The organism is Hyphomonas sp. (assembly GCF_022844445.1).
Lineage (GTDB): Bacteria > Pseudomonadota > Alphaproteobacteria > Caulobacterales > Hyphomonadaceae > Hyphomonas.
On record NZ_JALHLS010000003.1, the window covers coordinates 35741 to 52145 of the forward strand.

Consider the following 16405-nt stretch of genomic DNA (forward strand, 5'->3'; position numbering starts at 1 on the left):
CCCCATCTGCCCCGGGCTGACGTAGCACCTTACCGGTGCGACGTGCGTCCGGTGTTGTGGCATGACCAGGCATCTGCGCCGGCATTCACACTGCGTGCAGGCGCCGTGGTTGAGGTGACAGAGGCGCAGCCCGCAAGCGCGGCCGCAATCGCGGCCACAGTTGCGGCCGCAGGGTTTGAAGCCCGGCGCGTTGCCGTTCCGACCGGAAGTGCATCTGCAACAATCCTCACAGAGGGTCTCACCAACGTCGCTGCGGACGCGCGGCATTGGGCCACGCTCGTCGCTGCCCGGGCCGCGCGACGCGAGGGCGGATTGACGCTGCTGCTGCAGTCTGCGGATGCCTGGTCTGGCCTTGAAGGTCTAAGCCGGACGCTTCGCAAGGAATGGCCGGAAAGTCGCGCGTTCGCCTGGACGCTTCCGCCCGGCGGCGAAGCGCTCGTCGCACACGCACTCCGCAGCGGCTATGCCGACGGCGAAATCAGTTTCACAGGAACCTTGTCTGTTCCCTCGCCTGGCCCGTCCCTTGCGCCGCCATCTGTCATTCCAGGGGCGTCGCCCGGCGTCTGGCTGGTCACCGGCGGCGCGCGCGGTGTCACAGCTGCATGCGCTATCGAACTCGCCCGCCGTGCGGGGGGCACGATTCTGTTGGCGGGCCGTTCGGCGGAGACACCGTGGCCGGCGGACCTGCCTGATACGGGTGACCTCAAAACCCTGCGCGGACTCCTCGTCGACCGGTTCCGCCAGTCCGGCGCGCGGGTTACGCCAGCAGAGATCGACCGCACCGCGCGCAACCTTCTCGCCGGCGCCGAAATCCGCGAAACCCTTGCCGCCATTCGTAAAGCCGGAGCCGAAGGCGCTTACATTCCGCTGGACGCAGGCGACGGCGTGGCTGTCTCTGGTGCTCTTTCCCAGGCTCAAGCAAAGTGGGGCCAGATTACCGGTTGGGTCCACGGCGCCGGCGTGCTCGCCGACAAGCTTGCCGCCGACAAAACCGAAGCAGAACTGCGCCGTGTGTTTGCGCCCAAGGTCGGCGGCGTGATGAACATCCTCGCCGCGCTCGACGCAGCCCAGCTACGCTACATCGCCTTCTTCTCGTCCGCTGCGGCCTTCTTCGGCAACAAGGGGCAATCCGACTATGCGATGGCCAATGCACTTCTCGCCAGCGCAGGCCGCTCACTGGCAAGGACCGTTCCCGAAGCGCAGGTGAAAGTTTTCCACTGGGGCCCCTGGGCCGGCGGCATGGTCGATGGCGCCCTTGCCAGCCACTTCGAGGCGCAAGGCATTCCGCTGATCCCGTTGGATGAGGGCGCTCGCATCTTCGTCAGCGAACTGCTTGGCGGCGCGCCCGAGCAGGTTGAACTCGTTGTCGGCGAGGCCTGGGCCACGACATGACCCCCTTTGAGCCCATCGCCATCGTCGCAGAAGCCTGCGTCCTGCCGGGCGCCGCTTCGCCATCTGCCCTATGGGATGTTGTCAGCCGCAAGCAGGTTGTCACACGGCCGGTCACCGCTCAGGAGCTAGGCCTAGGCGCCGCGCCGGATGCTGCTCGACGTTACGTTTCCGGGCGCGTAGACCACCCGGTGGTTGCGCATGAAGGCCTGAAGCGCCTCGAAGGGGTGGATACCGCCGCGCTGGATCCCGTCCACCGCTGGCCATTGCAAGCAGCTTGGGAGGCCTGGAGCTCAGTCAAAGGAGCTACCCGCACCGACCCTGCCAAACGTGGTGCGTTTCTCGCCAACCTTTGTTACCCCAGCCGTGCCAAGGTCGAGTATGCCGAGGATGTCTGGCGAAACGGGCGCACCGGTCGTCCGCTCACGGACACGTTGAACTCTGGTCTTCCGGCGCACCTGATCGCGCGAATGATCGGCGCGGAAGGCCCCGCCTTCGCGCTTGACGCTGCATGCGCTTCCTCTCTCTACGCGCTTGAGATCGCCTGTCGCAAACTCGCCAGCCGCCAGATCGACATTGCCCTTGTGGGAGCGGTTAACGCCGCCGATAACCTGATCCTGCAAATTGGATTTGAGGCGCTAAAAGCGCTCAGTCCGACGGGCCGGTCGCGGCCGTTCATCCAGGGTGCAGACGGTCTCGTCCCCTCCGAAGGCGCCGCCGCTGTCGTGCTGAAACGTCTGTCGGATGTGGGCAGGACCGACACGGTCCGCGGAGTGATCCGAGGCATTGGCCTTTCGAACGACGGCAAGCGAAAAGGCTTCCTCGCGCCGGATACCGACGGCCAGACGGAAGCCATGCGCCGCGCCTATGAGATGTCCGGCATTGAACCCGCCACAATCGGTTATCTCGAATGTCACGCCACCGGCACGCCTGTCGGCGACAGCGTCGAGATCCAGTCGGCGGCTGCGGTGTTCGGCGCACATCGCGAACTCGCCATCGGATCGCTCAAGGCCAACACGGGTCATCTGATCACGGTCGCGGGCCTTGCAAGCCTCCTGAAGCTCACAGCTTCGCTCGAAGCCGAAACGCTGGCCCCGACACCGCTCGATGGCGACCTCATTAGACCGCTGGCAAACACGGGCCTCGCGCCTTTGCCGGACGCAAAGCCATGGGTACGCTTCGGTGATACACCGCGCCGCGCTTCCATCAGCAATTTCGGCTTCGGTGGCAACAATTCGCACCTCATTCTGGAAGCTCACGAACCTGCACGCGGCTACGTCAACGGACATGGCGCTATCGCGCCCGCCACAGGCGATGAAATTGTCGTTGTCGGCATCGGCCTTGTCGCCGGCACAGACCGGGGCGAACGCAGCGTCCTGCGCCGTCTGATGAATACGCCTGCCACACCCGTCCACCTCGCGAACCTCGCGGGCGCAGACCCGGTCAAGGCCCGTATACCGCCTTCAGACCTGCTACGCGCAGAAGCGCAACAGCTTGCCGTCTTTGATGTTGCGCAGATGGCGCTGGACGGCGTCCACCGCCCTGCCGCTGAACAGTGCGGCGTGTTCGCGGGCATCCAGTGCGCCGACGACTCGGCCCGCTGGCCCATTCGTGAGCGCGTGAAGGCCGCACATATCGCTGCCGGTCACGATGATCTGGACGCCCTGCTCGATGCCATTGCCCCACCGCTCGTCGCCGCAGATGTGCTGGGCGCGATGGCAAACATGGCGGCCAACCGCATCACGTCGAGCGAAGATTTCCGAGGCCAGGGTTTCGCAATCTCTGCTGAGGACGCCTCGGGTCTGGCGGCGCTTGATGTCGCCATTGCGGCCCTGGCGTCGCGCACCCTGGACCTCGCTTTGGTTTCCGGCGCAAGCTTCGCGGCCACCGATCCTGTCCGGAACGGGACCGCGGACCGCGCCGCCTCCCTCGCCCTCAAGCGCCGGACGGAAGCTGAATCTGCGGGTGATTCCATTCTCGGGACGCTGGAAACCCTGCGCTGGGCCTCGCGGCCGGAAAACTCAGCCAGCGCGGTCCTATGCTCCGTATACGGCGAAGCGCCGGTGACAACAGGTCTGTTTGATCTTGCCGTGTCGCTAAGTCTCGCCGCGCGGTCACATGAACTGACGTCCGAAGGCGTTTCGGTAGCGCTCAAGTCACATGGCTCGTTTGCTGTATCGGCCGGTGGTAACGGATTTGCGCAAGCCGTGAGCCTGTCTGCGCAAGCCTCGCCGCCCCAGGTCACGCCGGATATGCTGCGTGCCGTGCCGCACCTCTTTTTCGCGGCCGCCGCGTCGCACTCCGCCCTCGCCAATCGTCTGAAGGCAGGCAAGACAGGCGGCTCCGGCCGCTTGCGCATTGCCGTCCTCGGAAAAGACGCGGGCGAGCTGTCGGCGCGCTGCGCTGGCGCTGCTGCCGCGCTTGACACAAGGGCGGCGCCAGCGGGCGCTGGCATCTGGTTCGGTGACGGCGCGCCAGAGGGTGAACTCGCCTTTGCGCTCACGGGCTCCGCTGCGTCCTACCCCCGGATGGGGCGCGGTCTGTTGATGGCATTCCCGGAAGTAGCCGAAACGCTTGGCAAGCTTCCCAAGGCGCAGGCGATGACGCCGCTGCTGGCCAAGGCGTCCCTGTCCGAATACGAACAATTGTGCGCCGTCTCGCTGGTGACGCAGGCCCATGCGATCCTCCTGCGCGATGTGCTTGAACTCTCTCCCGACGCCGCCATCGGCCTGTCACTGGGCGAAAGCAATGCGCTCTTCGCCTTTGGCTACTGGAAGGACATGGGCGGACTGCTCGACGATATCGAAGCGGCTGCTATGTACGAGCGCCATCTCGGTGGCGCTTTCGAGACCGCGGGAGAAGCGTGGGGCCCGAACGTTCCCGCTGGCTGGACCAATTGGCGCGTTCGTGCGCCGGTCGCAAAGGTGCGCCAGGAGATCGCGTCATCCCCGAATGTCGAGATCACAATCATCTACACCGATGACGACCTGATGATCGGCGGCCCGGCGGACGCCTGCCGCGCGCTCTGCCAGCGCCTCGGCGCAGGCACAGGCACGCTGATGCACCAGCATCTCGTCGTTCACGCCAACGCCATGAAACCGTTCGAAGACAAGTGGCGCGAGTTGCATACGAGGCCCGTCTCCCGAGGCAGCACCGTGCGCCTCTACGCGAATGCCATCAACGCCGCCTACATGCCGACCAAAGCCAGGGTTGCCGACATGCTGACCCGGCAGGCGATCGCCACAGTCGACTTCCCCGCCACGATCCGCCAGGCGTGGGAAGACGGTGTGCGCACTTTCGTTGAACTCGGGCCGCGCGACACGCTCACCCAAAGCATCTCGCAGATACTCGCCGGAAAACCGCACCTCGCTGTGGCTACCGACCGTGTCGAGAATGCAGAGCTTACGCAGGTCGCAGAACTCACCGCTACGCTGTTCGCGCGTGGTTATCCCGTTCGTATCGACCGTATCGCTGCGCGCCTGGCTGAAGCGCGGAAGAACCCGTGGCGCCATGCGGAGCCCTACAAGGTTTCCCGCCCTGCCCATCTGCCTGCGCCAGTCCTTCGACCAACGCGCCGCGCGACGGGTGGTCTCCCCGCCGCGCCGCCACTCCCCCCTCCGGTTTACCTGCCGCAAGTCCGGGATGCAGCCCCCCAAGGACGCATCCCCTTTCCGTCTGCACCAGGTGCCAAAGCTGCGAAGTTGCCTCCGCCAGCCGGCGTTGTTTCCGGCCGCACGCCGCTGGCGCCCCGCCAACCCACCGGCAAGGCCTGGGATCGGGACGCCGTCGAAGCGTCCGCACGCGGCGAAATGTCGACCTTCTTCGGCGAAACCTTCAAGGCACAGGACCAGTATACGCGTCAGGTGCGCCTGCCCGCAGCGCCGCTCTTGCTGGTCGACCGGATCACCGGCATCGATGCCGAGGCCGGGGTCGAAGGCGCCGGTGTCATCTGGACGGAGACCGATCTCTCAGCAGGCGGATGGTACACGCACGATGGCCGCGTCCGCCCCGGCCCACTGATCGAGTGCGGTCAGGCGGACCTCACGCTGATCGGCTGGATGGGCGCTGACCTCAAGAACCAGAGCGAGCGTGTCTACCGCCTGCTCGGCTGCGAAATCACCTTCCATGAAGGCGGCTTGCCGCTGGCCCGCGATACGTTGAAATTCCAGATCGAGATCACACAGCACGCGACCTTCGCGGGCGTACGCATGTTCTTCTTCCAGTATGACTGCGCCGCCAACGGACGGCCCGCTTTCTCTGTGCGCCAGGGCCAGGCAGGCTTCTTTACGGATGCCGAACTCGCCTCCGGTAAAGGCGTCGCGTGGGACGCCGAAACATCCCCGCCTCCTAGGACGGGCGCCGCGCCGATCGATACGAGCCGCGCCAGCACGAAGCGAGCCTTCAGCGAAACCGATGTGACGTTGTTCCGGTCAGGTGATGCTTTTGCCTGCTTCGGCAAGGGCTTCGAACTCTGCGCCGCCCAGTCCTTTCCTGCGCACCTGCCTGCCGGCAAGCTGAACTTCTTCGAGAGCGTCAGCGCCTTTGATCCCGAAGGCGGCCCGTGGAAGCGCGGCTACCTGCGCGCCAATTCACGCGTGACGACAGATGCATGGTTCTACGAGGGGCACTTCCATAATGATCCCTGCATGCCGGGCACGCTGATGGCCGAAGCCGCCGTGCAGGCGCTTGAGTTTTATGCCGCCGCCCTCGGCCTGACGCAGGAACGCGATGGCTATGTCTTCGAGCCGGTGCCGGGCGAGACCGCCAAGTTCATCTGCCGGGGCCAGGTAGTCCCCGACAAGGATCACGACATCACCTATGAAGTCTTTATCGACGAGGTGATCCCCGGCGAAACGCCGCGCGTGTTCGCTTCCCTGCTCGCGCGGTCTGATGGCCGCAAGGTCTTCTATTGCCCGCGCTTCGGCATCCAGCTGCGGCGCAACTGGCCGGCGCCGCGCATTTCCTCGGCGCCGATCCGCGTCGGCCCTGAGCGCGAAAGCCGCGGCGACCAGGAAGCGCTGCTCGATTGCGCCAACGGTCCGCCTTCGGCGGCGTTCGGCGCCATGTATGACCGGTTCGACAAGGGCGGCCGCGTGCCTCGCCTGCCCCAGCCGCCCTATCATGTGATGACGCGGGTCACCGACGTGTCCACGCGGCCCGGTGCGCAGCAGGCCGGCGCTCGCATTGCGGCCGAGTACGATATCCCGCCGGAAGCCTGGTATTTCGCTGACAATAACTCCGGCTCGATGCCTTTCGCGGTGCTCAACGAAATCATCCTGCAGCCCTGCGGCTGGCTCGCAAGCCATTGCGGCTTTGCCCTCGAAGGCGGCGACCGCTTCCGCAACCTGGAGGGCGACGGCAAGATTCACCGGATGATCGGCCCAAATGATGGAACCATCTGTGTGGGGACGACCCTGTCGAGTTTCTCGAAGGTCGGCCCGATGACGCTGGTGGCTTTCAACGTCATCGCCCATCTGAAGACGGGCGAGCCCGTGATGGAACTTGAGACAAAGTTCGGCTTCTTCCCGGCCGCCGCGCTGGTACGTCAGGCAGGCTTGCCGATCCTGGAGAAGGATCGCACTTACATCTCCCTGCCTGCTGCGTCCGGCGCCGACCTATCTCCCGTCGATCCTCGCCTCGCATCCGGCCAGCTGCGCATGCTCGACCGCGCTGACTATTTTGACCCTGCAGGCGGCAGCGCCGGCCTTGGCCTCATTCGCGGCAGGCAGGCGGTCGATCCATCCGCCTGGTACTTCAAGGCTCACTTCTTCAACGATCCCGTCCAGCCGGGCTCACTGGGGCTCGACGCGCTTGAGCAGCTTTTGATGCGCGCCGTGCTTCTGAAAGTACCCGCCGACGCCCTCAAAGGCATGGCGGCAGAGACACCCGCCATCGGTGAGCGCGTAAAATGGTCTTATCGTGGCCAGGTCACGCCGGAGAAGCGGGAAGTCACGACCATCATCGAGCTTCTCAGCCTTGAAGCGCGGCTAGACCGGATCCTCGCCACTGCGCGCGGATCGCTCTGGTGCGACGGACTGCGGATCTATGAGGCCAATCCTCTGACGATCGCATTCAGCAAGCCATCCCTGCGTTGAACTCAAATGTTGGCAACGGGAGTATTCGCCTGACACGCGAGTAATGCTTGGGAATACAATCTTCGCCGCGTTGTGTTTCTGTAAGATGGAGCCGAAATGCCCACTGAACTCGCGTGATTGGCGAGCAAATTTACCCTGTTTCCCAGCCTGCATGGGCAAACTGCAGTGAACCCGCAACCGGTTGGTGCGAAGTATTGCTGCGCCTGTTCTATTATGGCTTTACTTCAAGACGGGACTGGGGGGCGCTTCGCACCAGGAGCGTCATGTCCTTGAAGGGATTCCAAATGAACCAGGAGACGGAGGCGCGTAAGGAAACGGTCACGCACCGCGTCCGCCGGTTCCGTGTCGCGTCCGGCGATGGCCTGCCCTTCCTTCCTTATGGCTTGCTGCCGGTTCTCGGTCTCTTGCTGCTCACCCTCATCGCCTGGAGTACCTTCGCGCCGCACAGTGTCGAGCGCGTGGTGCGCCGCGCTGCCGAACAGGTGGTGGCCGATGCCGGCGCCGACTGGGCGAGTATCAGTGTTTCGGGCCAATGGGTGAAGGTCACCGGCATGCCGCCGACACCCGAGGCAGGTGAACGCCTGCTCAATGACATCCGAAGGGCCCGCGCGCCTACCTGGCTCGGACAGGCACGTCCCGCCACACGGGTGACCGGCAGTTTCGGTCCGGAGTCGGTGCGGCCCAACCAGGCCAATGGCGAGACGGATGGAACGTTGTCCGCGAAACGTGACCAGCCGGAATTCCTGTTCCGTCTTTCCGGTCCGAAGCTCACGCTTGATGGCCGTGTACCCGACATCGCGACCCGCGACGCCGTGTTTCAGGCAGCCAACACAAATCGGCCGGTGCGGATCGAGGAAGTGCAGAATAACCTTGAGGCGATCGGCATTCCCTCCCCACCCGGATTTCGCGATGCGGCGCTGCGGGGTGTGGAAACTCTGAAGCTTTGTGACATCGGGACGGCGAGCTTCTCATCGCTCCAGTTTGACCTGCGCTGCGAACTTCCAGCAGCTGAAGCTGACCGCGTGCGCGAGATCGCCAGCGCAAGCCTGAAGTATGGCACTGTGGGCGACATACAGATACTTGCGCGCGAAGTGGTGGAAACCTGCGAGGAAGAACTGACCCGCCTGCTCGATGCGTCCCGCATCGAATTCGACCCCGGCAGCGACCGAATAGCCAATTCCAAGGCCGCTTTGCTCGACCTCACTGCCCGCGCCGCCGCCGATTGTCCCGGCACGTTGCGCGTCGAAGGCCACACAGACAATACCGGCGGCGCCGCCATCAACGAAGACCTCAGCCGACGCCGTGCCGAAGCCGTGCGCGCGGCCCTCATCCAGCGGGGCGTTGCGCCCTCGAGACTGATTGCAACCGGCTATGGCCCGGCCCGTCCGATCGGCGACAACGCAACCGAGGAAGGCCGCGCCCTCAATCGCCGCATCGAAATCCGTATCGTGGGGGCCGATGAATGACCGGCCGTGCCCAACACACCTTCACACCCGTTTCTTCCGGAGCCTGACCATGTGGTTTCTCCTCGCAAAAATATTCTTCCTTCTGGCGCTTGCCGCGCTGCTGGGCGCGGCCATTGCCTGGTGGTGGATGCGGCGCAAGTTCGTGGACGTGACGGAGTCTCATGCGGAGCTCAACCGGCAAGTCGATGCCTTCCTCGCGCAGGGCAAAGCGCTGACGCGCGAGGATGTCGAGTATTCGCTGAAGATGGCGCTGGAAAGCTACCGCCCGCCGCAACCGGACTTTCAACCGATCGAGCAGAGGCTCTACGAGATTCAGCATGCCTTTGCGGCGCCCGACGAAGATGCCGCAGCTTTACAGGCCCGCCTTGGCACACTCGAACAATCCGTATCCGGTATTTCCGCCGCGATCTCGTCGCTGCGCTCGGTCCATCTCGAAGCCATTGACCAGCACCTGCGAGGCGTCTCCGCCCGGATCGACAACCTGCGCATGCCGGACATTGACGGTGTCAACACGCGCCTCACCGCGCTGACTTCACATGTCAGCGACTCGCGCCTGCCGGAACTGCGCACGCTCATCGAACCCCGACTTGAACGCCTGGAACAGCTGGTCAGCAGTATCCGCCTGCCAGAAACAGATCTCGGCCCGGTTCATAGCGGCCTCGCGGCGCTGCAGGTTGCCGTCGAGAACCTCGAACTGCCAGAGCCGAACCTTGCCCCGCTCCAGCAGCGTATCGAAGAGCTCTCCGTCCGTCCTGAACTGCTGCGCCTGTCGACAGGCATCGACGGTCTCGCCGAGGTTGCGAAAGCGCGGGGGCCGGAACTGGACGTCGTGCTCCAACGTGTTACCGCGCTCGAAATGGCGGTGCGCGACGTGCAGATCCCCGAACCGGACCTGGATCCGATCGTCGCACGCCTTGCCGCGCTGGAGACCCGCCTTGCCGCAGGTCCATCCTCGGAAACGCTGATCGGCACGCTCGCTGGGATCGAGAGCGATCTCGACGTCCTTTCCCGTCGTCCGGTGGACCTTGAGCCGGTCTACAGCCAGCTTGGCGCGCTTGACGCCTCGCTCGCGTCCATCCGAACCGAACTGCGTAACCAGAACCGCAACGAGTCGCTGGAGCGCCGCCTCGCGGCCTTGCAGGACGCCGTCCTCAATGCTCCGCAGCCGGACTATACCCGTATCGACCTCGCCCTGCGCTCCATAGAATCGACCTTCGATCTCGGCGCCCTGCAGGATCGCCTTACCGCCATTGAGTATGGTCTCACCGCCGTGCACCACATGCTGCGCAGCCGCGGCGAGCCGCCACGCGCCGATCTGGAGGCCCGCATTCGTCCGGAACAGCCGGCCGTCTTCGAGCCGCGCCCGGTGCCTCGTCCCGTCCGTCCGCCAGCACCGCCGCCGCCCTCTCCCCCGGAGCCGTCCGCCAAGCGCGCCGAAGCCATCAAGTCGGCGCACCGCGAAGGAGATGAAGCAAACCTTCTCACCCATGCTGCGTTCGGCGCCAGCGACGATCTCGAGCAGATCGTTGGCGTCGGTCCGATGCTGAATGATCTCCTGAACGATGTCGGTGTCTACTACTTCTGGCAGGTCGCCGAATGGTCGCCGGTTGATGTGGCCTATGTCGATGGCAAGCTGAACCATTTCAAAGGGCGGATCGAACGGGACGACTGGGTCGGCCAGGCCCGCCAGCTTGCCGCGCTGCCAACCTCGGCGAAACGGCCGGAGGCCGGATAAGCCTGCCGCCGCGATAACCCTTGGCAATTGCGCCTGAGCGGGCGAAACCCGTTCCTGATAATCAGGAGGAAGCGTTCATGCTCGAAGGCATCAAAGTCGTCGAATACGCGACGTACATGGCAGCGCCCGGTGCAGGATGCATCCTGCGGGACTGGGGCGCAGACGTCACCAAGATCGAGCCGCCTGGCGGCGATCCGATCCGCCTCTTCTTCCGCACCATCGGTACCGATATCCAGGACAACCCGGTTTTCGACTTCGATAACCGCGGCAAAAAATCGGTCGTCATTGACACCGGCAAGCTGGAAGGCCAGGCCCTGATCCGCGAACTCGTGAAGGATGCCGACGTCTTCCTCACCAACGTCCGACCCGGCGGCCTTACGCGATCGGGCCTCGACTACGAGTCCCTGAAAGCACTCAACCCCAAACTCGTCTACTGCTCGCTCACCGGTTACGGCCTCGAAGGCGCGGACGCTGACCGTCCAGGCTTCGACATCGCGAGCTTCTGGAGCCGCACAGGCGTTGCGAGCCTGACTATTCCGAAAGGCGCTGAACCCTTCCCGCTGCGCACCGCTTTCGGTGACCATACAACGTCCATCGCTGCCGCCGCCGGGATCTGTGCCGCGCTCGTCGAGGCGGCCCGCACCGGCAGGGGCCGCCTCGTCGAGGCCTCCCTCTTCCGCACCGGCCTCTACACGATGGGCTCCGACCTCGCGATCCAGCTCTTCTTTGGCAGAGTTGCATCCACGAAGGGCCGGGGGGAGCAGAATGTTCCGATCTCGAACTTCTTCCAGTCGAAGGACGACAAGTGGTTCTGCATCGTCGCGCGTCAGGGCGAAACGGACTGGGCGCCGCTTTGCCGCGTCATCCAGCGCGAGGAACTCGCCACTGATCCACGCTTCAACAATGCCAAAGGACGCCGCGCCAACAACGCAGAAGTGGTCGCCATTCTCGATACTGGTTTTGCCGCGCACGACATGGCCGATCTGGCGAAACGTCTCGACGCAGAATCGATCGCCTGGGCGCCGGTTCAGACGCTCGCCGATGTAGCGAAGGACCCGCAGGCCTTCGCCTCGGGCGCCATAGTACAAACGCCAAGCGCCAAGGGTGACGGCACGACCTACGCCTCGCCCGCCTCGCCGGTGCGTTTTCCGGGCGCGGACGATGGCCCGAAAGGCCCGTCCCCGACGCCGGGCCAGCATACGGCCGAAGTGCTCGCCGCGCTGGGCCGGAGCGAGGCCGAAATCAAGGCGTTGTTCGCCGCCAAGGTCGTTGCCTAAACCCTTCGGGCCCTAGGCACACAAACGGTGCTTCGCAGCAGGTTTCACCTGTAACGACGGATCATTCGCTGGGCGAACCCTGCCAGATGTCGCCCCCGGTTATGATGCTTGCTTTAGCCCGGATACAAAAGGAGGCGATCCGAGAACTCCCGGTTTGGCGCCAGGACGCATGAAAGGCAGCCTGCTTCCTGAAACCAATGCGCGAGGTTCCTGTGCACGTGAGCACACAGGCTCTTCCCCTGGATTTATCCGTCCACGCCGCAATTGGCCCGGAACCCATCTGCAGACCCGAAAGTCACGCAGAGCCGGAAGTGCACCGCCCTCTCCGGCTGGGTGTGCTTGACTAGTTGCCCTTGAATACGGGTGCGCGCTTCTCGATGATGGCGTTGACGCCTTCCACGTGATCGTTCGTCTCGTGCATCAGCGCCTGCGCGGCGGCCGACATTTCCATGATCGTGTCATAGGACGAGGTCGTGCCATGGCGCATCAGCGTCTTGGCGAGACGCAGCGCCTGCGGGGGCTGCTGGGCGATCTTGTTCGCCAGCGCCAGCGCTTCGTCCATCAGTTTGTCCGCCGGCACCACTCGCGACACGAGGCCCCATTCAGCAGCGGTCTTTGCGTCAATCACATCACCGGTGAACAGAAGCTCTGCCGCGCGCGAGGCGCCGATCAGGCGCGGCAGCAGCCAGGCGCCGCCATCTCCCGGAATGAGGCCGAGCTTCAGGAAGGTCACGCCCATCTTCGCAGTGTCCGCGGCGATGCGGATGTCCGCCATGCAGGCCACATCGCAGCCGAGCCCGATCGCCGGGCCGTTGATGGCCGAGATCAGCGGGACTTCCAGATTGTAGATGGAGCGCACAATCATGTGGATGTTTCGGCGGTAGCCTTCGCGGATATCCGCCGGGCTGCCCCCGAACGCGCCCTGTTTCTCCTTCATCGCCTTTACATCACCGCCGGCGGAGAAGGCGCGCCCGGCGCCGGTGAGTATTGCGCAGCGGATCATCGGGTCGGCGGTGATCTCGGCGCAAACCGCGGTTACGGCCGGGCCATCGCCCTCCTGCCCAAGCGCATTCATCATCTCCGGACGGTTCAGCGTCAGAAGGGCAATCGGCCCGCGTTTCTCAAGCAGAAGGATCGACATGGCGGAGAGCTCCCTGAAAGGCTTTGTGTCGGCAAGTTTCGTAACGATGGCGGGCGGCTTGTCCAGCCGGATCAGGCGCTGGCGGCTTTGCGGGTGAAGCGCGTGCCCGGCGCCGGTGGCGGATTGGGCGGGCCAGCAAAGCACTGGGCCTTGCTCATCCAGTCCATTGCCACCGTACCTGTCACCTTGAGCGCCGTGTCGGCGATGTTCCGCGTTTGCGTCACGACCTGGCAGAACTCTTCGGCCAGCCCTTCGATTCGGCCGCTATCGCTCGGCTCGCCGTGCGTCCAAACCGCACCGGATGGCGCCGTCAGCACAAGGTACGGCATCGGGCCCGGCGGCGTCTCACGTCGCGTGGCATAGGTCCAGCCGAACGTATTGACGCCAAGTGTGACGATATTGCCGATCCTGTCAGCGTTCTTCCGCACCACGCCGGCATGGTCATACACTTCCTGCCCGTGCGCCCAGGTCTCCATCAGGCGCGCCGTGATGGACGAACGCGCGCTCATGTCGGGTCCGGCCCACTTGAGGCGCGATTTGGGATCTGCTGTGGCGAAGATGTCGGCCGTCGCGTCCGCAAAGGCCGCCCATTCAGCCACCAGCGCTTCCGGACCTAGGTGCCCCAGCTGTTCCGCCTCATAGGCGCGCATGGCGATGCCGCGCGTTGCCATTTGCTTGAGGTGCCCGACCAGTCCTTCCGGATCGGTCAGCTGTGAATGCGCCATCCGGTTCCAGAAATGCAGGTGGCGGATGACGTCGACGGTCGTCCAGCCCTTGAACTGAGTGGCTTCGGTGTAGCTGCTGACCGGCAATGCCGACACCAGCGCGTGCAGCGCGCGCGTTTCCTGCCGGAAGTCTTCAGCCTGTTCCATACCGGGTCTCCCGCCGTTTCACTCCAGTTTCCCGTATGCCTAGCCCCGCGCAACCCCTCCCCCGGCGACAGGTCTGGCCGGATGGGGCGCCCGCAGGCACACTCCGGCCCAAACACGGAGAGACCGCCATGACCAAATCCGCCACCGAAGCCCCGCGCCTGCTTGTGGAGGCCCGAGGCGCCGTCGAATGGGTGACGCTGAACCGGCCCGATGCCCTGAACGCCTTGAACCCGGCCATGATCGAGGACCTGCGCGACTATTTCCTCGCCCTCGCTGATCGAAAAGATGTTCGGATCGTCGTGCTGCGCGGCGCGGGCCGTGCCTTCTGCGCCGGGCTCGATCTCAAGAACGAATCCTCCGGCAACGACACGGCCTCCGGCGGCGGCGTGCAGCGCGGCCTCAAGACCCAGCGCAGGATAGCCGAGATCGTGATGGCTATGCGCCGTTGTCCTCAGCCGATAATCTCGCTGATCCACGGGCCAGCTTGCGGCGGCGGCTTCTCGCTTGCGCTCGCCTCCGACATCCGTATCGCCGGCGAAAGCGCGCGCATGAACTGCGCCTATATCCGCATTGGCCTCGGCGGCTGCGATATCGGCTCGTCCTACTTCCTGCCGCGCCTTGTCGGCGCTTCGCTGGCCGCAGAACTCATCCTTACCGGCAAGTTCATCAATGCTGAGCGCGCCCTGCGTGTCGGCCTCGTCGCCCAGGTCGTTCCGGATTCGGAGCTTGGAGCCGCCGCGCAGGAAGACATCGACTTGATGCTCACCACCTCCCCGCTCGGCCTGCGCCTGTCCAAGGAAGCGCTGAATATCAATCTCGACGCCGGCGGTATCGAAGCCGCGATCGCGCTGGAAGACCGCAACCAGATTCTCACGGCCCAGACGGCGGATTTCCGTGAAGGCCTCACAGCCTTCCTTGCACGCCGTCCGCCGGTCTGGAAGGACGCCTGACCCGCAGCAGCCCCTGCAGTTTCGATTTGACCGAATGGAAGCGTATGATGTCTTGTTGCGGCGTGCGCGCGGCGTTCCGTTTGCCAGCTCTCAATTGAGGACAAGATGATCCGTTTTCTGTTCGTGTTGATCCTGTTGGTGATCGCTGGCGTCGTGGGCCTTGCCTTTGTACCGTTGGCCACCGCGCTGAAACTGTCCGGCGCAGCTGATAACGGCGTGTCCTGGAGCGAAGCACGCGGCACCATCTTCAGCGGCGGGCTCGACAACCTGACGGTCAATGGCACCAATTACGGCAATGCAGACCTGACGCTTGATCCTTCGACCCTGCCTAAGGGTACGCTCCAGTACGTCGTCGACTGGACCGGAACGCATGGCCAGGGAACCGCCAAAGTGTCCGTGGATCAGGGCCGAACGGTCACCCTGACCGACTATGTCATCAACCTCGACCTAGAGGACTATGAGCGCGCCGCCAAATGGATCCGCCAGGCGGGTGGCAAGATCAAGCTCGAAGGCCCGATGATCCAGTTCCGCGGCAGCGAATGCGTCCTCGCGGAAGGCGTCGCCACCAGTGACGTGCTCGACCGCAACCGCGAAATTCTCGGCTCCGGCTGGAGCGACCTGCGCGGGGAAATCTCCTGTGATGAAGGCAAACTGCTGGTGCCGCTGGAATCGGAAAACGCCGCCGGTACGCGGTTCTCAGCCTCCCTGCGGGTTGCTCCCGGATCGCCCGGAAAGTTCGAAGCACGCATCTCCGGGCGAATCTCCCGCGCACTCGGTTTTGCCCTGCCGATCGCCGGATTTGCGCGGGAGGGTGACGCGTTCGTCTACATTCCAAAGGCGAAACCTAAACCGGCAACCGAGCAGGTTGCAGAAGCCGCCCCCGTCGTTCCGGAATAGCTCAGCTGCGGTCCAGCAGCACGTCCACCGGAATATCCAGCGCCTCGGACAATCGCCGTGCCGATTTCAGGCCATAGGACATGCCGCGCTCGATGGCCGATATATGGTTCGGCCGGATGCCGCTACGGTCGCCAAGCTCGCGCTGTGTCATCAACCGAAACTGGCGCACCACGCGAACGGCGTTCTCCCCGTCATTGATTCGCTTCAGCAACGCCGCTGGTAAGGGAGCGAGCCCTCCGGAAGGCGACGTTTTCCTCGCCGACAGTGACGCTTCAAGTTGCTTCTCGAGCCCTTCGACCTTCCGTTCGAGGTCAAGGACACGGATCTCGAGAGAATAGATGAGTTTCGGATCGCCCATGGAACCTGCCCCGCTTACAGGCCTCCAGCTTTAGAGGCGTTCTGAAACGGTTCGGTGTCGGAGACGTCACAGTTTTGTGTCGTCTGGGGTGGTGCCGGCAACAGGACTCGAACCCGTGACCCTCTGATTACAAATCAGATGCTCTACCAGCTGAGCTATGCCGGCACGAGGACGCCGATACCGGAATCGCCCCCTCGGCGCAAGCGCGGGCGGCCGTTCGGCTTG

10 protein-coding genes and 1 tRNA gene are annotated in these 16405 nt (G+C 64.4%); 7 read left to right on the plus strand and 4 right to left on the minus strand.

Translation table 11 applies throughout. The annotated features are described in order from the left end of the window. The first annotated feature begins 105 nt into the window (after positions 1–105). The 5 genes from Q0C17_RS04870 to Q0C17_RS04890 all read left to right on the plus strand — a co-directional run bounded on the left by Q0C17_RS04870 (position 106) and on the right by Q0C17_RS04890 (position 11962). The gene (locus Q0C17_RS04870; protein ID WP_291202190.1) at positions 106–1392 is read left to right on the plus strand and encodes an SDR family NAD(P)-dependent oxidoreductase; all 1287 of its coding nucleotides are present in this window, start codon (positions 106–108) and stop codon (positions 1390–1392) included. Then, positions 1389–7484 (plus strand): beta-ketoacyl synthase N-terminal-like domain-containing protein, encoded by a 6096-nt coding sequence (locus Q0C17_RS04875; protein WP_291202193.1) that lies wholly within the window; start codon positions 1389–1391, stop codon positions 7482–7484. The genes Q0C17_RS04870 and Q0C17_RS04875 overlap by 4 nt, the downstream gene beginning before the upstream one ends. 284 nt (positions 7485–7768) lie before the next feature. Next, positions 7769–8950, plus strand: a complete 1182-nt coding sequence (locus Q0C17_RS04880) for an OmpA family protein (RefSeq protein ID WP_291202196.1) — start codon at positions 7769–7771, stop codon at positions 8948–8950. 49 nt (positions 8951–8999) lie between these two features. Next, a complete protein-coding gene (locus tag Q0C17_RS04885; protein WP_291202199.1) occupies positions 9000–10685 on the plus strand; it encodes a hypothetical protein in 1686 nt (561 codons plus the stop codon). 77 nt (positions 10686–10762) lie between these two features. Continuing rightward, positions 10763–11962 carry a CaiB/BaiF CoA-transferase family protein gene (locus Q0C17_RS04890; protein ID WP_291202202.1) on the plus strand — a complete coding sequence of 400 codons (1200 nt, stop codon included), beginning with the start codon at positions 10763–10765 and terminating at the stop codon, positions 11960–11962. Between the two features lie 343 nt (positions 11963–12305). On the opposite strand, the gene Q0C17_RS04895 is transcribed toward Q0C17_RS04890, so the two are convergent. Continuing rightward, positions 12306–13103, minus strand: coding sequence for a crotonase/enoyl-CoA hydratase family protein (locus Q0C17_RS04895; protein WP_291202205.1), 798 nt, complete (start codon positions 13101–13103; stop codon positions 12306–12308). 71 nt (positions 13104–13174) lie between these two features. Then, positions 13175–13975 carry a TIGR03084 family metal-binding protein gene (locus Q0C17_RS04900; RefSeq protein ID WP_291202208.1) on the minus strand — a complete coding sequence of 267 codons (801 nt, stop codon included), beginning with the start codon at positions 13973–13975 and terminating at the stop codon, positions 13175–13177. 128 nt (positions 13976–14103) lie between these two features. On the opposite strand from Q0C17_RS04900, the gene Q0C17_RS04905 reads away from it, so the two are divergent. After that, the gene (locus Q0C17_RS04905; protein WP_291202212.1) at positions 14104–14925 is read left to right on the plus strand and encodes an enoyl-CoA hydratase/isomerase family protein; all 822 of its coding nucleotides are present in this window, start codon (positions 14104–14106) and stop codon (positions 14923–14925) included. 105 nt (positions 14926–15030) lie between these two features. Further along, a complete protein-coding gene (gene gspN, locus Q0C17_RS04910; RefSeq protein WP_291202215.1) occupies positions 15031–15822 on the plus strand; it encodes a type II secretion system protein N in 792 nt (263 codons plus the stop codon). A 1-nt stretch (position 15823) separates the two neighbouring features. Here the strand turns inward: gspN and Q0C17_RS04915 are convergent, their stop codons facing one another. Further along, positions 15824–16180, minus strand: coding sequence for a helix-turn-helix transcriptional regulator (locus tag Q0C17_RS04915; RefSeq protein WP_291202218.1), 357 nt, complete (start codon positions 16178–16180; stop codon positions 15824–15826). 89 nt (positions 16181–16269) lie between these two features. Next, positions 16270–16345, minus strand: a tRNA-Thr gene (locus tag Q0C17_RS04920). Positions 16346–16405: the final 60 nt, after the last annotated feature.